This is a genomic window from Pseudomonas sp. 91RF, assembly GCF_003576265.1.
In the GTDB taxonomy this organism is placed as follows: domain Bacteria; phylum Pseudomonadota; class Gammaproteobacteria; order Pseudomonadales; family Pseudomonadaceae; genus Aquipseudomonas; species Aquipseudomonas kribbensis.
This window is the reverse complement of the sequence record NZ_QWFC01000007.1, coordinates 52,675-70,863: the sequence shown is the minus strand read 5'-3', so window position 1 is coordinate 70,863 and position 18,189 is coordinate 52,675. Positions and strand designations below refer to the sequence as shown.

15 protein-coding genes and 2 pseudogenes are annotated in these 18,189 nt (G+C 60.5%); 3 read left to right on the top strand and 14 right to left on the bottom strand.

All coding sequences use genetic code 11. The features are described from left to right. Positions 1 to 42 precede the first annotated feature (42 nt). The 6 genes and pseudogenes from DXT77_RS00595 to DXT77_RS30290 form a co-directional block, all read right to left on the bottom strand. Complete coding sequence (locus DXT77_RS00595; protein ID WP_119426207.1) at positions 43 to 996, bottom strand: D-2-hydroxyacid dehydrogenase family protein; 954 nt, start codon at positions 994 to 996, stop codon at positions 43 to 45. A 13-nt stretch (positions 997 to 1,009) separates the two neighbouring features. Further along, on the bottom strand, positions 1,010 to 2,035 hold the full coding sequence (locus DXT77_RS00590) for an alpha/beta fold hydrolase (protein ID WP_119426206.1): 1,026 nt from the start codon (positions 2,033 to 2,035) through the stop codon (positions 1,010 to 1,012). An 85-nt stretch (positions 2,036 to 2,120) separates the two neighbouring features. Then, a complete protein-coding gene (locus DXT77_RS00585) occupies positions 2,121 to 2,555 on the bottom strand; it encodes a YqaA family protein (protein ID WP_011333971.1) in 435 nt (144 codons plus the stop codon). Then, positions 2,555 to 3,001 carry a DUF411 domain-containing protein gene (locus DXT77_RS00580; RefSeq protein WP_119426205.1) on the bottom strand — a complete coding sequence of 149 codons (447 nt, stop codon included), beginning with the start codon at positions 2,999 to 3,001 and terminating at the stop codon, positions 2,555 to 2,557. The genes DXT77_RS00585 and DXT77_RS00580 overlap by 1 nt, the downstream gene beginning before the upstream one ends. Before the next feature lie 157 nt (positions 3,002 to 3,158). After that, positions 3,159 to 3,686, bottom strand: a pseudogene (locus DXT77_RS30295) (methyl-accepting chemotaxis protein); the annotation flags it as partial. Between the two features lie 333 nt (positions 3,687 to 4,019). Next, positions 4,020 to 5,150, bottom strand: a pseudogene (locus DXT77_RS30290) (cache domain-containing protein); the annotation flags it as partial. Positions 5,151 to 5,525: 375 nt separating this feature from the next. Here DXT77_RS30290 and DXT77_RS00570 point away from each other — a divergent pair. Further along, complete coding sequence (locus DXT77_RS00570; RefSeq protein WP_085731120.1) at positions 5,526 to 6,059, top strand: hypothetical protein; 534 nt, start codon at positions 5,526 to 5,528, stop codon at positions 6,057 to 6,059. Positions 6,060 to 6,113: 54 nt separating this feature from the next. On the opposite strand, the gene DXT77_RS00565 is transcribed toward DXT77_RS00570, so the two are convergent. From DXT77_RS00565 to DXT77_RS29855, 6 genes are all read right to left on the bottom strand, one after another. Then, positions 6,114 to 7,016, bottom strand: a complete 903-nt coding sequence (locus tag DXT77_RS00565) for a GNAT family N-acetyltransferase (protein ID WP_119426203.1) — start codon at positions 7,014 to 7,016, stop codon at positions 6,114 to 6,116. Next, positions 7,016 to 8,305, bottom strand: coding sequence for a phenylacetate--CoA ligase family protein (locus tag DXT77_RS00560; protein WP_119426202.1), 1,290 nt, complete (start codon positions 8,303 to 8,305; stop codon positions 7,016 to 7,018). Before DXT77_RS00560 ends, DXT77_RS00565 begins: the two co-directional genes overlap by 1 nt. Next, positions 8,289 to 10,739 carry an acyl-CoA reductase gene (locus tag DXT77_RS00555; protein ID WP_119426201.1) on the bottom strand — a complete coding sequence of 817 codons (2,451 nt, stop codon included), beginning with the start codon at positions 10,737 to 10,739 and terminating at the stop codon, positions 8,289 to 8,291. Before DXT77_RS00555 ends, DXT77_RS00560 begins: the two co-directional genes overlap by 17 nt. 1 nt (position 10,740) lies before the next feature. Beyond that, the gene (locus DXT77_RS00550) at positions 10,741 to 11,871 is read right to left on the bottom strand and encodes an acyl-protein synthase (protein ID WP_119426200.1); all 1,131 of its coding nucleotides are present in this window, start codon (positions 11,869 to 11,871) and stop codon (positions 10,741 to 10,743) included. Continuing rightward, positions 11,871 to 13,136 carry an MdfA family multidrug efflux MFS transporter gene (locus DXT77_RS00545; RefSeq protein WP_119426199.1) on the bottom strand — a complete coding sequence of 422 codons (1,266 nt, stop codon included), beginning with the start codon at positions 13,134 to 13,136 and terminating at the stop codon, positions 11,871 to 11,873. Before DXT77_RS00545 ends, DXT77_RS00550 begins: the two co-directional genes overlap by 1 nt. A 262-nt stretch (positions 13,137 to 13,398) precedes the next feature. Beyond that, positions 13,399 to 13,536 (bottom strand): hypothetical protein, encoded by a 138-nt coding sequence (locus tag DXT77_RS29855; RefSeq protein ID WP_167443772.1) that lies wholly within the window; start codon positions 13,534 to 13,536, stop codon positions 13,399 to 13,401. A 157-nt stretch (positions 13,537 to 13,693) separates the two neighbouring features. Between DXT77_RS29855 and DXT77_RS00540 the strand changes: the two genes are divergently transcribed. Then, entirely contained in the window at positions 13,694 to 13,882 is a 189-nt protein-coding gene (locus DXT77_RS00540; RefSeq protein WP_119426198.1) for a hypothetical protein, read from the top strand. A gap of 18 nt (positions 13,883 to 13,900) precedes the next feature. Here the strand turns inward: DXT77_RS00540 and DXT77_RS00535 are convergent, their stop codons facing one another. After that, a complete protein-coding gene (locus DXT77_RS00535) occupies positions 13,901 to 14,278 on the bottom strand; it encodes a fe2+ zn2+ uptake regulation protein (RefSeq protein WP_119426197.1) in 378 nt (125 codons plus the stop codon). 298 nt (positions 14,279 to 14,576) lie between these two features. Between DXT77_RS00535 and DXT77_RS00530 the strand changes: the two genes are divergently transcribed. Then, complete coding sequence (locus DXT77_RS00530) at positions 14,577 to 16,919, top strand: acylase (RefSeq protein ID WP_119426196.1); 2,343 nt, start codon at positions 14,577 to 14,579, stop codon at positions 16,917 to 16,919. Between the two features lie 57 nt (positions 16,920 to 16,976). Here the strand turns inward: DXT77_RS00530 and DXT77_RS00525 are convergent, their stop codons facing one another. Further along, complete coding sequence (locus DXT77_RS00525) at positions 16,977 to 17,978, bottom strand: FecR family protein (RefSeq protein WP_119426195.1); 1,002 nt, start codon at positions 17,976 to 17,978, stop codon at positions 16,977 to 16,979. Positions 17,979 to 18,189: the final 211 nt, after the last annotated feature.

Sequence of the window (18,189 nt, the reverse complement as noted above, 5' to 3'; positions counted from 1 at the left end):
TGCTGCTTCACGGGCATGGGCTGCCCGCGAAGCAGGCGTGGATCAATTCAGCAGACGGATCGGTTCTCCCGCCGACCAGGCCTGAATGTCCTCGATCATCTGCGAAAAGAATTGTTCATAGTTCTGTCGGCTGACATACCCGACATGAGGTGTGGCCAGCACATTGTCCAGCGTGCGAAACGGGTGCAGCGCCGGCAGCGGTTCTTCATCAAACACATCCAGGGCTGCACCACCGATGCGCTGTTTCTGCAAAGCCTTGATCAGCGCCGCTTCGTCGACAATCGGCCCGCGTGCCGTGTTGACCAGCAGGGCGGTCGGCTTCATCCAGTCCAGCGCTCGGGCATCGACCAATCCACGGCTGCGGTCGCTGAGCACCAGGTGCACCGACAGCACGTCGGCCTGTTCGAACAATTGCTGCTTGCTGACATAGGTGACGCCGGCCTGTTCGGCGCGCTCGGCGGTGAGGTTTTCACTCCACGCAATGACGCGCATGCCGAACACCTGTCCGAACTGCGCCACCCGCTGACCGATGCTGCCGAGCCCGAGAATACCGAGGGTCTTGCCGTGCAGGTCGCCACCCAGACCCTGCTGCCACTGGCCGGCGCGCAACGCGTTGGCTTCGTTCACCAGATTGCGGGTGGCGGCCATGATCAGCGCCCAGGTCAGTTCCGGTGCGGCATGTTTGTAGCTGTCGGTGCCGCAGACCTTGATCCCGAGGCGGGCGGCGGCGGGCATGTCCAGCGCTGCGTTGCGCATGCCGCCGGTGACCAGCAATTTGAGGTTCGGCAAACGCTTGAGCAGGTCTTCATCGAAGCGCGTGCGTTCGCGCATCACGCAAATCACCTCGAACCGGCCCAGTCGTTCGGCCAGCGTGGCGTTGTCCGCCGGGTACTCATGGACGAAGGTCACTTCACCGAGACTGTCCAGCACCGACCAGTCGACCACGTCCCGCGCCACGTCCTGCCAGTCATCGATCACTGCAATCTGCACCGCCATCAGCCTTGACTCCTCAACGAACGGGATTGGTTTTGTTCAGCCAGCCAAGCAGCGCCTTGTGGAACTGCGCCGGTTCTTCCATCTGCGGGGCATGGCCCAGGCCGGGGAATTCCACCAGCGTGGATTGCGGAATCAGCTTCGCGACCTGCTTGCCCAGCACTTCGTAGTGGCCGATTTTCGCTTTGATTTCGGGTGGCGCAATGTCCTTGCCGATGGCCGTGGTGTCGGACGTACCGATCAGCAACAGGGTCGGCATCTTCAGGTCCTTGAACTCGTAGTACACCGGCTGGGTGAAGATCATGTCGTAGATCAGCGCCGAGTTCCATGCGACCTGAGTCTTGCCCGGGCCATTGCTCAGGCCGGCGAGCATCTCTACCCAACGGTCGAATTCGGGTTTCCAGCGACCGTCGTAATAAGTGTTGCGCTCATAGTCACGGATGCCCTGGGCGGTAACTTTCAGTTCGCGCTGATACCACTGGTCCACGCTGCGATACGGCACGCCGAGGGCTTTCCAGTCTTCCAGGCCGATCGGGTTGACCAGCGCCAGTTGCTCGACCTGATCCGGGTATTGCAGGGCGTAACGGGTGGCGAGCATGCCGCCGGTGGAGTGGCCCAGCAGGGTGGCTTTCTGGATGCCCAGCGCCTTGAGCAATTGCTGGGTATTGGCCGCCAGTTGCTGGAACGTGTACTGGTAATGATCGGGTTTGCTGGAGGTACAGAAACCGATCTGATCCGGGGCGACCACCCGGTAACCGGCCTCGCTCAGGGCCTGGATCGAACTGTCCCAGGTCGCGCCGCAAAAGTTCTTGCCGTGCATCAGCACCACGGTGCGCCCGTTGGCCTTGCCGTGGGCGGCGACGTCCATGTAACCCATTTGCAGAGACTGGCCCTGGGACTGAAAAGCAAAGTGCTTGAGGGTGTAGGGATAATCGAAACCTTGTAGCTCCGGGCCGTATTGAGGGCCTTCGGCGTGAGCCAGCAGGGGCAGGGCAGCGGTCAACAGCAGGCCGGGCAGCCAGCGGGTCAGCGACACAGACATGAGACAACTCCACAGGAAATCGGCCGATGCTGGAACGGCCGGATTAGGGCGACGTTAAACACAGGCAATGCCCGCGCCCGATCGTTCAACCGAGCCAACCTAGGGTGAGCATCGCCAGCACGCCGTAACGGGCGCCTTTGGCGAGGGTGACGATCAACAGGAATCGCCCGAGCGGTTCGCGCATGACCCCGGCAATCAGCGTCAGGGGATCACCGATGACCGGCAGCCAGCTGAGCAGCAGCGACCAGTGACCATAACGCTGATAGTGAACACGGGCACGGGCCATGTGCTTCGGGCTGACCGGAAACCAGCGTCGATCCTGAAACCGCTCCAGTCCGCGTCCCAGCCACCAGTTCACCAGCGAGCCAAGGACGTTGCCCAGCGTCGCCACGGCCAGCAGTCCCCAAAGCCAGTAACGATCGCTGACCAGCAGCCCGACCAGCACGGCTTCCGATTGCAGCGGCAACAAGGTCGCCGCGCCAAACGCGGCAAGGAACAGCCCGAGATAACCCGCCGTCATCAATGGGCCGGGTAATCCGCCACCACCACGTCGGCACCGTCCTTCTTGAGGCCGATCACCTGATAGGCATCGCTCATGCCGTCCATTTCCATGCCCGGCGAGCCCATCGGCATGCCCGGAGCAGCCACGCCAAGCAGATCGTCACGTTTGCTCAGGGCCAGCACCTGCTCTGCAGGCACGTGGCCTTCGACGAATTTGCCGTTGATGATTGCCGTGTGGCAGGACGCCAGGCGAGGGGGCACACCGTGTTGTTGCTTGAAGCTGCTCATGTCGCTTTCGACGTGATCTTCGACCTTGAAGCCGTTGGCCTCCAGGTGGCTGATCCATTTTTTGCAGCAGCCGCAGTTGGCGTCGCGGTGGACTTCGATCGGAATGAGGTCGGCGGCTTGCGCCAGGGAGGAAAGGAGCAGGGCGCTCAGGGCGGCCAGACGCAGAGGGTTTTTCATGCAGGGTTCTCGACTCGGGTGACGGTCAAAAAGAACGCATTTTGACCGGTTTTTCCTGCCCAGCATCAACGGAGTGTTTCCAGTTGATACAAGGCAGGCCGTCAGCATGATCGTAGATCAAAGCTGACAGCCTCCTGAGTGCGAGATGACAAATCCGTCAGCTGACCTTGAACCGCCCCATGATCGCACTCACCCGGCTGTTGGCTTCCAGCAACTGGCGGGTATTGGTTTCACTGGCCTGGCCACTTTGTACCAGCTCATCCACCATGTGGCGGATCTGCACCATGCTGCGGTTGATCTCCTCGGTGACGGCGCTCTGCTGCTCGGCGGCCGTGGCAATCTGGGCACTGAGGCTGTTGATATGGCTGACGGAACCGGCCATGTCATCGAGACCTGTGGTAACGCGTGCGGTGGCGTCGGCGGCAGACTGGCAACTGGCCTGGGTGTTTTCCATGGCGCTGACCGACGAGCTCACGCCTTGGGTCAGACGGGCCAGCATTTCGTTGATTTCCGAGGTGCTGGCCTGGGTGCGGGCGGCGAGGGCGCGTACCTCATCGGCGACCACGGCGAAACCGCGGCCCTGTTCACCGGCGCGGGCGGCTTCGATGGCGGCGTTCAGTGCCAGCAGGTTGGTCTGGCCGGCGATGGCACCGATCACACCGAGGATTTCGGTAATGCGCTGGGCGTCCTGCTGCATGTTTTCGACTTTGTGGGTGGCGCTGGCCACTTCATCGATCAGCGCGACGACGCTGCTGGTGGCTTCGCCCACCACGACCCGAGAGCGATCGGCATTTTCGTTGGCACGCTGGGTAAACGCAGCGGTTTCGGCAGCGTTCTGTGCAACGCTTTCGGCGGTCGAACTCATCTCGTTGATGGCGGTGACGGTCTGGTCGGTTTCCGAGGCATGGCGTAACAGGATCTGGCTGGTATGTGCCGACGTGCGCTGCAGGTTGTCGAGGCTCGAAGCCATGGCGCCGGTGGCCTGGGTGACTTCGCCGATCATGTTCTGCAAATAGGCGATGAAGGTGTTGACCGAGTGACCGATCGCGCCGAGCTCGTCTTCGGCGCGGATGGTGATGCGGCGGGTCAGGTCGGCATCGCCGCTGGACAGCGAATCGATGTTGGCTTTGAGCGCTTTCATGCGCGCAACCAGTTGGCGAATCGCGTAGACCTGCAACAGCACCAGCAGGATCACCAGCGGAATCTGCAACAGGCTCAGGCTGCTGAGCACGTCGTCACGTTGCGCGGTGAGCATTTTGGTCGGCAGCGCGGTGGCGAGGAACCACGGGGTGCCTTCGATCGGACGCATGAAGAACGTGCTGGCTTCACCGTTGTTGTCGAATTCGACGCGCTGCGCCTGTTCGCGGTTTTGCAGTCCGGCCTTGACCTGGCTGGCGAAGGTCGAGCCGGCGGCCAGCTCGTTGATGTTCTTCAGCACGATCGGGCCGTTGATGCGCGAGCTGTTGCTGATGATCTTGCCGTCGGCCTCGACGATCAGCATTTCGGCGTTGAGGTCTTTTTCCTTGCGGGCCACCAGGTCGTTGAAAAAGCCCAGGGTCACGTCGATGGTCGATACGCCCCAGGTCGTGCCGTTCTTCTGAATGGCCATGGCGCAGTTGGTGCGCGGCTCGGCGCTGGCATCGTCTTTATAGGCCGCGGCCCAGGCGCATTGGCCACGCGGGGTCTGCAGGCCGCCCTTGTACCAGCTCTGGTCGTAGTAGTTGGGGGCTGCGTCGCTGTTCCAGAACGTGTTCACGGCGAGTTTGCCGGAGCTGTCGCGGTGCCAGAAGGTGCTGAACTTGTTACGTCCCGCCTCACGCTGGCCGGGCAATGGCCAGATACCACCGCCGAACACTTTCAGTTCGCCGTACTGATCCACCAGCCCCGGCAGCACGGTATCGATGGCCGCGCTGTCGAGCAGCGGGATGGTCTGGGTGATGCTGCGCTGCTGCGACTGAACCTTGTTCAGTTCGCCCTGGATCTGCTCGGCGACCTCGGCGATACGGTTAAGTACAACCTGCTCTTCGGTATGGCGCAGTTTGGGCGCGACCAGTTGGCTGATGCCGACCACCGTCAACACTGACAGCAACAGAATGAAAAGAACCAGAAACAGCGTATAGCGAGCCTGAATGGTACGGAATGCGGGCATGGAGACCGGTCCTTCGTTTCTTGTTAGGGGCGAGGAGCAAAACAGTAGGGGTATCCCTTACGTATCGTCGCGGCGCGAGGAAGCTTTAGGTACTCACGTGCTAAAAAGTCTTGAAGCGCTGGCCGGCAAGTAACAATTCCGACACATGCAAACTAACCAGCCCGTTCGTTAGAGTAAAAAACCGGTTTTCGCCGGACTGATCAGATGGCTGTGGACCAACTTCTGCGGGGCTTGCGGTGCTTTGTATCGAGAATGTACGAAATTTGTAAAAAAGTGAAAAACAGATTGGTACCTTCAGTTTGCCGGCCGATACTCCGGACAACTCAAGACGTTCCACAAGGATATTTTCATGTTCTTTTCGCAAGGAGCACGCTCATGACCGTTGGTTATACCGGCGCGTGGCAGCCCAAGGCAGGTTTGCTGGTTCGAGATGCAGGGAGCTCGGGCAAACCGGTTTCTCAAAGCGTAAAGGTCAAGCAGATGCTGGCCCTGGTCGGCAACGACCCCACCGTTCTCAATACGGCGGAAATGGACAAGCAGCGTTTGCACAAGAACATCAAGGGATTCGATCCGGAAAACGTCTCTCCCAAGCAGTTGGGCAAACTGGCGGATTTCCTGCGCAGTCGGGGCCTTATTTCCGAAGTGACCTCGATGACACTGCTCAACGCCGGTGACAAGTTCGATCGCTTCGGCATTCAGAAAGACCCGGATGCCAAGTTCAATGCGCTGGAATATTTCGCTACGCAACTGGACACCATCAACAACAACAGCCTCAAGGGCAACAAGTACGCCAATACATTGATCCCGGAGTACAAGAAAGCCATTTATGTGCTGCAGAGCCTGAAAACCTACGGACAGGGCGGTGAACGTGCGCCTCCGACCGACAAAGGCGTCAGCGCCAAGGCATGATCCTGCAACGACAAGCCCCCGATAAGGGGGCTTGTCGTTATTGCGCCACGCTTGCTATTTCCCTTGCAGGTCATCGTGCAGCCGCTGCATCCGCGGGCAAATCAACGTCAGCGAGGGAGGTTTTGCGCCGCGATGAAACAACGCCAGCCATCCTGCGCCTCGTTCATCCGGCGCCAGTCCGGTGAACACGAAACCCGCCCTCGTCAGCGCGTATAACGCGCTATCAAAACCCTTCGCCAGCCTCAGCCTGATTGAAATGAGCCAATGAGCCGGCAGTTCCTGCAACTGCTTGAGCAAACAACCATCCAGTGCCCTTAAAGTCCCTTCATATCGACCCCACCGCTGTTCAAGATGCACCGGTTCGCCCACCCATGGCGCAGCCTTTTCCTGCGTTCCGAACACACTGCACATTTGCTGCATGAAGTCCCGACAGCTATCGGGCCATGCCAGTGCCGGAAGCGGACGCCGGTGTCCGTCAATGGGCAGGTAGCCGATGACGAGCGACTCCCGTGCCGAGGCATCGTGCGGAGACGGGACACCGTCGGGCAGCCATCCCGTATTGTGAAAGCCGAGGCCGGCTGCCATGCGCTGGGTGTAGGGGTGACAGGTCACCTGTCTGATCGTCACGCCCCGGCATCCCAGCGCCTGGGCATGGATCAACAGTCGGTGGCCCAGACGGGTGGCAATACTCTGACCCCGGGTTTGCGGGTCAACCACGCTGAGTGCCAATTCTGCGAGGCGTGAGTCTTTGGCGCGAATCAATGTCGCGTGTCCCACTACATTATTTTCGGCTACCGCCACCAGCGAGTGCCAATGGCCTTGCGCATGGTTGCGGTCAATCATGCAGGGCAGATAGACGTGGGCCTGGGCATAGAGATCGCCATAGATTTTGCGAAACAGCCTGCTCACGGCTTTTGCGTCGCTGTTGCGGTAGTTCCGCAGCGTTACGCGCTCCATCAGCGAAGATCCGCACGGGGGCTGTTGTAGACACGCAGGTCCAGCACACGCTGGCGCTTGCCGGAGCGTGGGTGGCGTGTCAGGTCTTGAACAGTGCAACAGTCAATCCGTAAATCCAGCAGATGATCGGCGTTCAATTGCGAAATCAACGGATAAAGCTCGATAAATGCGCTGCGCAGCATCTGCTCTGATTCCGCCGACGCGGGTCGCACGGCATCCGGAGCCCATCTCAGTGTCAGGATGTCCTTTGTTCCGGTCTGTTCGATCATCAGTTGCCAGTCGTCACTGTGGGTGATGCGTTGCACGGCATTGCCGATTTCATCAGGCAGTAACGTCAGAATGCCCACCCGGACTCGCTGGCTGTCGGCGCAACGGCCCATCAATGCGAATTTGCGTGCGGGGGTTTGCTCAACTTCACGCCAACACGCGCGGTCGCCGACCGGGTAGCGAATCAACGGCATCAATCGCCGGGTGAGATTGGTCATCACCAGACGTCCGGTGCGATCGCACTCCTCGATCACTTCGCCGGTCTGCTCGTCGAGGATTTCCAGCACGCTGTGGCCCTGGGGCATTCGATGTTCACCCAAGGCGCAGTCGGGATGGCTGGCGCCGATGAAGCCGGCGTCGACACTGGCGTACCCCAAGGAGGCAACGCGCACATTGGGGAATACCCGGCCGAGCAGTTGCAACTGCGCCGGGAACAGGCTTTCACCTGCGTAGAGCAGGGATTCGACGCACTCCAGCCGCCGTCCCTGGCGCTCCAGCCATGCGGCAAAGGACAGCAAATGCGCGGGTAAACCTGCCAGCGCATTGATCCGGTGCCGGAAAATCGCCTCTGCCAGGACGGCCGGATCGACGTGGCCGGTGAAAGGAAACTCCACGATGCCCGGCTGTACGTGGGCCAGGGCGTCGTGTGTGAAGATGAAACTGGCGTACAGATCACCGACGAAAAACAGGTTGGCGACCCGGTCGCCCTTGTTCAACCGACCCTTGAGGCTGCCTGCGAAATCTTCCACCAGCGTTTGCCATTCACGGCGCTCGAAAACCGACAATTTGCCATCGCCGGTCGTCCCGCCGGTCTTGAAGACCAGTGCGTTATCCAGGCCTGCGGTCAGCACCGGCCAGTGGTCGAGGTCGTGGCTGTCTTTCCAGTACTGCGCAGGGTCAATGACCGGCAGTTCGGCGAGCGACATTACCTGCTCGGGCACCTCGCTGAAGTGGCTGGCGTAAAAGCTTGAATGCTGACGCGCAAAAGCCACCAGCTCCTGTAATTCAATGCTTGGGTTCACGGTTTGCTCCTTGCAGAACGGAGGAGGGAGCAGCTCCCCGGTTATCGATCAACAGCGGCGTCTTGCCGCTGTGTCTGTTTCGGGTGAACCGGTCGATGGCGCACGTTTGTGCCTCTACTGTCAGCAGCCCGGTTTGCACGAGGGTGGCCAGCGTCGGGTAGCCCTGCAATCGTTCATGTACCTCGCGGGGTTCGAGTGCACTTCGGAATTTCATGCATTCGAGTCCGTCGGGGGCATGTTCGAGGATCACCTGGAATTCGGTCTGCAGGTGCTGCGCCAGCTGCGACAGACAGATGAAATCGGTGCCGATGCGCACCAGCCTGCCGTGGCGCTGAAGCAATTCGAACCGGGGCGTCGTCAGGCCGCACTCACACTGTCCGGGTACCCAGCGACCGCTGTCGCCGACGTCATAACGCTGGACGTTCTGACCTTGCCGTTCGATGGAGGTGAACACCAGGCGGCCGGTTTCGGTGCCATGGACGGGATGATCGGCTTCGAACGCGACAATTTCCAGGTGCTGGATATCGCTCAAAAGATGAAAAACACCATCGTCGGTGGCCGGGCACGCATGGCCGAGCGGGCCGGCATCGACACTGCCGTAGATCGCCGAGCGGATCAGCGTGACGCCGCAATCCTGCATCAACTGGCGGCTCTGTTCGCCGAGGTGCTCGCCGCCTAGGAATACCTTTTCGATCCCGCCATAGGCACGTAAACGTGTTTGTTCGTTGAGAAACAATCGATGCAAAGTGCTCGGCATGCCGATGAGCGTGTTTACCCGCTGATCGACGATCAATTGCGCAATCTCCCGGTAATCATCATCGGCCGGGGCGCCCATCGGCAGATGAGTGACGTCCAGTTGCTCCAGTACTTTGGAGAAGCTGAAAAAGCCGCCATACAGACCACCGCTGAAAAACAGGTTCATCACCCGGTCCCGGCACGGATCGAGTCCGGCTGCGAACAGACCGTCGGCCGTAGCGCGCATCTGCCGGTGGAAGTCGCGATAACTGAAACCCGAGAGCGCCGGTACGCCGCTGCTGCCACCGGAGCGGAAATACAGCTGGGCCACCGGGTTGATCGGCCGTGCGATGAAATCTTCCTTGCTCATGATCGGCAGGTTCGTCACGCAGGGCGCGATGGCTGAGCCGTCGAGCGACGCGAGGGAGGGCAACTGTGTCGGCGACAGGCTTACCGAGACTCGCCGGCTCAGGCGTTGCAAGGCATAGACACCGTCATGGGGCTCGCCTTCGTAGCCATCATGAATTGCCGACACCGGGGCAATCCGGGTGACACCGGCGGCGAGCAGGTTCCGTGAAATCGCTGCAATCTGCTGTTCCGGGCAGATCAGGGCACAGCTTTGCAGCACGTTTCGCCATGGCAGCAACGTTTCCATCAGCCGTGCGTGCGGCAGTGGCTTGAGCAGCAGACTGCGAAACAACGGTGAAGGCTGCAATGACTGGTCGTGGGTCCAGATCACCCGCCAGCCCGGTGTTGCCCAGACCTCGCCAGCCACCTCGGTGAAGCTGTGTGCGAGCCGGGCCATGGTCGTATCGGTGGTGATTTGCGAGGCTTCCTGAAGAGTTGGCGGCAATGGCGGCCAGTGCTCCGCACGGCGTTCGAATGCGTCGCACAGCCGTAAACCGATTTCGCGCAGTACGGCCGGGTCGTCGCTGTCCACCAGCAACCATTGCGGGCTGGAGCAGGCTTGCTGATCGAGTCGGCAGACTTCATCCACCACACCATCCAGTATCTGTGGCGAGACGGCGTCCGGGGTCAGATAAACGAAACTGATGCGATGTCCCCAATCGATCCAGCGGCAGCCGGCGGGAATCTGTTCACGGATCGCTTGCAGCGCCGATTCACCACCCCAGGCCGAAACGCCGTTGGCCCATCGGCACAACTGGCCGATTTGTGCGGTGCTCGCCGGAACGACAGCGACGTGCCCGGCCAGTTGGCCGCTGGGGTCGCATCGCGTCAGCGCATGGAGCAATTGCGCGGTCAGGCCGTCGTCGCTGCTGCTGGGGCGCAGCCAGTTGACGTTGCCGGCCAACAGACTCTCGATCACCGCGCAGAACGCCAGCAGTGCCGCGTTGCCGGGAGTGATGTGAACCACCAGGCCCAAGGGGCTCCAGCGCTCAAAGCGCGGTTGGCGATAATCGGGGCGGCGCAGCGCAGCGGGTTGATCGCCCAGCTCACGTTCGAGCTTGCGCAACAGCCCTTGCGGTTGGCAGAACTCGATCAGCGACTGGCGTTGTCCGGCGTCGAGTGGCAGAGCCAGCGTGCTGTCGCTCAACCGGACGGCAAACGCGACCGCTGCCTGGATGACCGTATCGCTGTGCAAGGGCAGGCTCAGGTGTAATGGCAGCGTCTGACGCAGTTGATCAAGCGCGGCATCAAGGCTGAGCTCATCGTGAAGGTGTCCATTGATCAAGTACATATCAGTGCCTCCCCAGCAGTTCGGAAGCCGCCATGGCGCAGCTTCTGCCGGCGGTGGTGGCGGCACGGCCATGCAGTTCGAACCAGTCGCTGTCCAGACCGCAGTCGCAGCTCGCGCCGGGGTGCAGGGTGACCAGGTCGCTCATGACGACGGCATGGGCCGGGCTTGAGGAAATGTAGGGCGAGACCGCACTCAGCAGCCCCGGCCGGCCGTAAGGCAGAACGGAGAGGTCGGATGGGTTGCGCACAAACACCTTTGAATAGACGGCAACATGGAAATGATGGTGAGCGCACTCGAAGTAAGGCACCGGGTGCTCTACCGCGCCGTAGCCGTCGCGACAACAGGACAGATCGACCCCGAGTTGCCGATGGATACGCGCGTACAAATGCTGGCGAGGGATTTCCTGCGCAGCACGGGTTTTCCAGCCGCCGCCAAACAGCACCAGTGAATCTGTTGCCAATTGCAGGTTCGCCACGCCAGTGGCCTGCATGCGTTGCAAGGTCTGCCAGAGAAATGCCGGGAAACCGATGATCCGTACCGGCAGACCTTCTTCGGCAAATGACTGCAAGGCCGAGATGACGCCGAAGCCGTCGAACTCATGGCCGCCACCGGTCCGGCGCAAGGCATACGCCACACGGTTGACCGGCGCGAACCGGCACAGGAACTGATCGGTGAACGACGTGCCCAGGGTGATGCTGGCTTCGGGCTCGTAGCTCAGCAGCAAGTAGTTGCACGGGGTTTGCGGACTGTCCCAGCCATAGTGGTGGAAGATCCGTTCGACCATGTATTGAGCGGCGGCCAGACTGCGTTCGTCATAACGCATGCGGCTTTTTTGGCCGCTGGTGCCGGACGATGTCAGTTCCAGTGCGTCTGCGCCGGTCGGGCTGAGCAGTTGTTGCTGCTTGAAAAAACTGGCGAAGATCGGCGGCAGTCGCGACCAGTCGTCGAGGCTGTCCAGGTCTGCCACGGCCAACCCGTTGGCCTTCAGCCAGTGTTCATAACCGGGTGTGTGCTCGCTGTGAAACCGACTGATTTCGGCCATGGCCTGGTCGAAAAGCCCTGCCGGCACGGATTCCGGACAATAGGGTTGCGTCAACGCACAGAGTGCGTCGCTATGGGGGAAATGGAACATCAGGCGTCCTTGTTATTGATGTGGCGAGGAAGCGGTTCTGCCGAAACGTTTCGAAGAAACCGGTACAAGAGGGGCAGGCTCGACAGCCCGCCTACGGCCGCCCAGAGGGCGAAGGATTGGAGGCGGGCACCGCCGCCGATGGCTGCGATGAGTGAGCCGCCGACACCCATCACGGCAATCGAGATCATGCCCACGGCTGCCGAGACCAGCCCCTTGCTGTCATCGCTGGAAAACAGCGCCAGCCGATACAGCACGGCATTGCTCATGCCCAGGCCGACGGCATAGAGCACGAGGCCGGCAATCAGCACACCGAGGGATACGCCGATCAGCGCGCCACCCAGCAAGGTCAGCAGCCCAAGGCAAAACGGCCAGAGTGCGAGGCGGATCAATTGCGGCAGTTCGCGCGAGGCGAGCAACCGGTCAAGGATCAGATTGCCGACAATGACCGCTGAAAAGATGGGGATCTGCCACAACGCGTACTCTCGCGTCGACAAGCCAAGCCACTGGATCAGCAACAGTGGCGCGAGCCCGATCCAGGCAATCAGCGGCAGGCTCATCAGCCCGAGTGCAAGGCTTGCTCCAATGAACTCGGGGTTGCGCAGCAGCGCCAGGTAGCGACAACGGGTCTTTCGCCAGGACAGCGGAACGGGGGGCTGTTGGCCGCCATCGCGGCGAACCACTCCGATGGTTTCCGGCAGGCAGGTGTAGAGCCCGATCCACGCGATGGCGGCAGCCAGCCCCATGGCCAGAAACAGGTCGCGCCAGTTCATCCACTCCAGCAACAGGCTGCCGAGCAGCGGCCCCAGCAACGGTGACAGCAGTGCGATATTGCCGAGCAGCGCCATAAGCCGCACGGCATCGGCTTCAGAGAAGACTTCCTGGAGCACGGGATAACTGACAGCAACCACGAACCCCAGTCCCATGCCTTGCAGCAGTCGTAACACGTTGAAGACTTCAATGCCGGGGGTGACGATCGCCGCAACGCAGGTTACTGCGAAGAGCGCACAGCCGACGAGCAACACGGGGCGCCGGCCAAACCGGTCGGACAGCGGCCCGATCAGCCATTGCAGGCAGACGCCTCCGATCAGATACAGGTTGAACGCATTGGGAATATGGCGTGGGTCGGCGCCGAGGTCCTCGGTGACGCTCAGCATGGCCGGCATGATCATGTCGCTGGCCATATAGGTCAGCCACTCGAACAGCGTGATGGCCAGACAGAAGCCAAGGGTTTTTAGCGTGGGGATATCGATGAGTGTTCTTTGCATGCGCTTCCATGGCCTTCAAAGGGGAGAGCGCAAAGGGTAGGGCGAGGGGTGGCGTGTTCCTACGTCATTGCTGCGACGTTGTATGTCGCAGGTTTGCGGGATATTGCCGAAGGAGGGTTACCTGCGGATGCTGGCGAAAATTCCGACATTTTGAGGACGGGATATACGGAAAATGCCCACATCCTCGTGGGCATTTTTCACAGGCATTCAATCAAATGTTGCATTTGAAGAGACGATAGTCGGCGCTCTTCCGATGTCGGATTTACCGATGTTGGTAGTAACCAGGGCCTCCGCCGTAGTAGCGATGATCGCCATGCCAGCCGCCGTGGGGGAAAATGATGCAGCCGCTCAGTGTGAGCAGTGCCAGAACTGGAATCAGCCAGGTGATTCGACGCAGCATTTCAAAAGTCCTCATGGTTAACGCCGTATGGAGTCAAAACTCTTCATCGGCTGTAACATGTGACCTCGTTTGCAGCGGCGCATCCCCGTGACACGGTATGCCCATGGCATGAAAGCCGATACAAACCCGATACATTTCAAAGTTTCAGGAACTCGCAATGACTCAGTCGCAACGTTTGAAATACTCGATTCTGATCGCCCTTACCGTGCTGGCGATCATGTTCGGCCTGTCCTGGCTGCAAAACGCCGGGATTATCAGCCAAAAAGTGTTCCAGTACATCGCCATTGGCGTGGCGGTGGTCGTGGTGGTGATCAACGGTGTGATGCGCCGCAAGGTCAAACCCTGACGGCGCTCGAGAAGGGAATCAATCGCTGTTGAGGACGGCGGCAGCCTGTGGATGCAGGCTGTAGCTCTTGTCGGCGTTGAAGGTGATCACACCTTCGGCGCACAGGCGCTTCAACACTTCACGCACGCTGAGAAAGGACAGCGGAATGCCCAGTTCCAGCAATTGGCTGTGGACACCGCGCACACCCAGGCTGCGCTCGCTCTCGGCGGCGACCAGCAGGGCATCGATGACTTTCAGGCGAATCAGGCTGGTGCGCAGGCCGAAGCTCTTGAGCAGCAGGCGAATACGTTCATTGCCGTGGCGCTCGACTCGTGGTCCGAATACGCCGGCGTGCGAACCCATGGAAGCTCCTTGTGGTGCCTGGCTACCGTCCGATGGTAGTTGCGGGTTGTACATGCGATTACTCCTTTTCAGAGCCTGATCAGGAAGGGTTACGGGTGCTCTCTCTAAACAAGACGTATCAGCCCGACAAATCATGAAGCGAAAAATGTAGAAAATTTGTCGTTGATTCGTCTTTTCTCCGTGATCCGGGCTCGAAACGGCCTGGTAATCCCCTAAATTTTTTTTCATCGGTTTCGTTTCCCGGTCAGGCTCATTGCGCGTGGACGCGTGGGTGATTTCAGGGCGGGGCTGCCGCGCATGGCTTTTCGAACACGGCGCGCTCCGCTCTCAGGCATTTCGATCAGGAGCGAGCGTGATTATTTTCAGGCAGTTAACCGGGCTGACCCTTGCCGGCATGTTTCTAGGGCTGAGTCTGTCGGCGCAGGCGTTCAGTCCTTCCACCCAGACCGGGGCCGACATCCGTCGCACGGGGTTTGGCGTGCCGCATATCCGCGCGGAAAACGAACGCGGCCTCGGGTTCGGCATCGGTTACGCCTATGCGCAGGACAATCTGTGCCTGCTGGCCAACGAAATCGTCACGGTCAATGGCGAGCGGTCGCGCTACTTCGGGCCGGATCAGCTCACCGTCGAAGAGCGTGAGAATCGCGTCAGTGACGTGTTCTTCCAATGGCTCAATACCCCTCAAGCGGTCGGTGCCTTCTGGCAAGCGCAGCCGGTCGAAGTGCGTGATCTGGTGGAGGGTTATGCCGCCGGCTACAACCGGTATCTGGCCGAGCGTCGCCAGCAAGGGCTGCCGCAGCAGTGTCAGGGCGAATGGGTGCGTGATATTGCGGCCGAGGACCTGGTGAAGCTGACGCGTCGGCTGCTGGTCGAGGGCGGCGTCGGTCAGTTCGCCGAGGCACTGGCCGGCGCCACGCCGCCGCAAGCCACTGCGCAAAACCAAAGCCATGCCCGCGCCTATGATCTGGCGGCCACGCGCCTGCAACGTTTCGCCCTGGACCGCGGCAGTAACGCGGTGGCCGTAGGCAGCGAACGTTCGTTCAACGGACGTGGAATGCTGCTGGCGAACCCGCATTTTCCGTGGGTCGGCGGCATGCGTTTTTATCAGATGCACCTGACCATTCCCGGCAAACTGGATGTGATGGGCGCGGCGCTGCCGGGGCTGCCGATGATCAACATCGGTTTCAACCAGCACCTGGCCTGGACCCATACCGTTGACTCGTCCAAACACTTCACCCTGTATCGCCTGCAACTCGATCCGAAGGACCCGACCCGTTACCTGCTCGATGGCCAATCGTTGCCGCTGAACAAGCAGACGGTGACGGTGCAGGTCAAACAGGCGGACGGGCAGGTGAAGCCGGTATCGCGCGCTATCTACAGTTCGCAGTTCGGCCCGATCGTGCAGTGGCCGGGCAAGCTCGACTGGGACAACCAGTACGCCTACAGCCTGCGCGATGCCAACCTCGACAATGATCGCGTGCTGACGCAGTGGTACTCGATGAACCGCGCCGCCAACCTCAAGGATCTGCAGGATTCGGTGCACAAGATCCAGGGCATTCCGTGGGTCAACACCCTGGCGGTGGATGACAAGGGGCAGACGCTGTACATGAACCTGTCAGTGGTGCCGAACGTCAGCGCCGACAAACTGGCCAAGTGCAGCGACCCGCGTATCGGCCTGCAAATGATTGTCCTCGACGGCTCCAACAGCGCATGCGCCTGGGACATCGATCCGCAGGCGGCGCAGCAGGGCATTTATGCGTCCAGCCAGTTGCCGCAGCTGTTGCGCAAGGATTTCGTCCAGCACTCCAACGATTCGGCCTGGCTGGCCAACCCGGCGCAACCGCTGACCGGTTTCTCGCCGCTGATCAGTCAGGAAGGCCAGCCACTGGGGCTGCGCTCGCGTTTTGCGCTGGATCGCCTCGCGACCCTGAGCAAAAAAGGTTCGGTGTCGGTGCAGGACCTGCAACACATGGTCATGGATGATCAGGTGTTTCTGGCCGCTCAGGTGCTGCCGGATCTGCTGAAGTTCTGTGCATCGTCAACCGGCGCCGAGGTCGCTTTGACATCGGTGTGCTCCAGCGTCAAGGCCTGGGACGGTCGGGCGAACCTGGATTCGGAAATGGGCCTGGTGCATTTCCAGAACATCATGCAGGCCTTGCAGGAATCTCCGGATGTCTGGCGGGTCGCATTCGATCCGAAAGACGCGCAGCACACCCCGCGAGGGCTCGCGACTGAGAAGCCCGACGTGGCCAAGGCTTTGCGCGAAGCGATGCTGGCGTCAGCCGAGTCGGCGGGCAAAATGGGTCTGACCGCACAAACCCGTTGGGGCGATGTTCAGGTGGTCAGCAGTGGTGGTCAGCAGACGCCGATCCATGGCGGCCCGGGTACGCTGGGTATCTACAACGCGATCCAGAGCGTGCCGCGTGAGGACGGCAAACTCGAAGTGGTCAGCGGAACGAGTTATCTGCAGGTGGTGACGTTCGACGACAAGGGGCCGCACGCTCAGGGCCTGCTCGCGTTCTCGCTGTCCAGCGATCCGGCGTCGAAGTACTCGCGGGATCAGACCGAAGCCTTCTCGAAGAAGCAGTGGAGCGTGTTGCCGTTCACCGAACAGCAGATCAAGGCCGATCCGCAGTATCAGGTGCAAAGCGTGCGTGAAGAACTGGATAAGACGGGGAAGGTGGCGGCGCAGTAATCAATCGTCACGATGTCACAGCAAACACTGAAGGCTGCTCCCGCAAAGGGGCGGCCTTCAGTTTTTTGGCGGTTGCTGCGGCATCGGATTGATCACCGGGTTGCCGTCCTGGTTGCGGGTGATGAACACCGGCAGGACTTTGGGCATCGAGCCGGCGAAGCTGTTCAGTTCCTTGATGTTGTAGATGCCGCCGACCCGGATCGCCCCGGTGGCGCTATCGGCCAGCATCAGCGGTTTGTCCAGATAACGGTTGATCAGCGGCAAAGCTTCGTTCAACGCCAGGTTGTCGAGGATCAGCTTGCCGCTACGCCAGGCCAGCGAGGTGTCGCTGGTATAGGTCTGGCTGATTTGCGGCATGTAGTCGCCATGCTTGTAGCGAGCCTGCATCGAAGGCCCCAGACGCAGGCCATCACCGGACAACTGAGTGTTGCTGGTGACCAGCACGGAACCCTCGACCAGGTTGACCTTCACTTGGTCTTCATACATCCAGACGTTGAAACGGGTGCCGGTGACGCGAATTTTGCCTTCGGCCGCCTTCACGATGAACGGGTGGCTCAGGTCGTGGCTGACTTCAAAGAAAGCCTCGCCCTTTTTCAGGGTGACCCGACGCTCGTCCTTGTAATTGCTGAAGGTCAGATCGGTATTGAGGTTCAGCTCGACCTGGCTGCCATCGCTCAAGGTGACGTGGCGGACGTTGTCGGTGGCCGCGAAATGCTGATAGCTGTCGGGCAGCCAGCCAAGGTTCCATCCGGTCCAGGCCGCCAGTGGCAGCGCCAGCGCGCAAACGGAAGCTGCTACCGCATATTGACGCCAGGTCCGGGCCGGTGGGCGGATCGGTACGATCACCGCAGGCTCCGGGCGCGGCAGGTGTTCGGCGACATCCCAGATTTCCAGCATGGCCTCATATTCGAACGCGTGCAGCGGGTGCGCGTCGCGCCATTGCTCGAAAGCCAGCCGTTCCTCGGCGGTGCAATCGACGGCGTGCAGGCGCATGCACCAATGCGCAGCGGCATCGGTGATCGCATCGTATTCGGCTTCGGAAAGGGTGTTCTGGGTCATTGACTCGTCCTGATTTGCTGCATTCTAACCTTGACGGGAAGGTGGCGAGAACCGTGGTCATGGCGATTTCCCATCAATGGGGCCATTTTCCCTGTCAATCCCCTTAAAACAGGGTGTATTGAGAGCAGTATTCATAAACCGAGTGAAAAAATGATCAAAAGCGCACAGTTCGCATTTACAGTCGCCAGAGGCTGTTCTCAAGGAAGGCGCG

Coding starts and splice junctions, on each gene's coding strand:
- DXT77_RS00595 (WP_119426207.1), bottom strand. CDS start 996: ATGGCGGTGCAGATTGCAGTGATCGATGACTGGCAGGACGTGGCGCGG.
- DXT77_RS00590 (WP_119426206.1), bottom strand. CDS start 2,035: ATGTCTGTGTCGCTGACCCGCTGGCTGCCCGGCCTGCTGTTGACCGCT.
- DXT77_RS00585 (WP_011333971.1), bottom strand. CDS start 2,555: ATGACGGCGGGTTATCTCGGGCTGTTCCTTGCCGCGTTTGGCGCGGCG.
- DXT77_RS00580 (WP_119426205.1), bottom strand. CDS start 3,001: ATGAAAAACCCTCTGCGTCTGGCCGCCCTGAGCGCCCTGCTCCTTTCC.
- DXT77_RS00570 (WP_085731120.1), top strand. CDS start 5,526: ATGACCGTTGGTTATACCGGCGCGTGGCAGCCCAAGGCAGGTTTGCTG.
- DXT77_RS00565 (WP_119426203.1), bottom strand. CDS start 7,016: ATGGAGCGCGTAACGCTGCGGAACTACCGCAACAGCGACGCAAAAGCC.
- DXT77_RS00555 (WP_119426201.1), bottom strand. CDS start 10,739: ATGTACTTGATCAATGGACACCTTCACGATGAGCTCAGCCTTGATGCC.
- DXT77_RS00550 (WP_119426200.1), bottom strand. CDS start 11,871: ATGTTCCATTTCCCCCATAGCGACGCACTCTGTGCGTTGACGCAACCC.
- DXT77_RS00545 (WP_119426199.1), bottom strand. CDS start 13,136: ATGCAAAGAACACTCATCGATATCCCCACGCTAAAAACCCTTGGCTTC.
- DXT77_RS29855 (WP_167443772.1), bottom strand. CDS start 13,536: ATGCTGCGTCGAATCACCTGGCTGATTCCAGTTCTGGCACTGCTCACA.
- DXT77_RS00540 (WP_119426198.1), top strand. CDS start 13,694: ATGACTCAGTCGCAACGTTTGAAATACTCGATTCTGATCGCCCTTACC.
- DXT77_RS00535 (WP_119426197.1), bottom strand. CDS start 14,278: ATGTACAACCCGCAACTACCATCGGACGGTAGCCAGGCACCACAAGGA.
- DXT77_RS00525 (WP_119426195.1), bottom strand. CDS start 17,978: ATGACCCAGAACACCCTTTCCGAAGCCGAATACGATGCGATCACCGAT.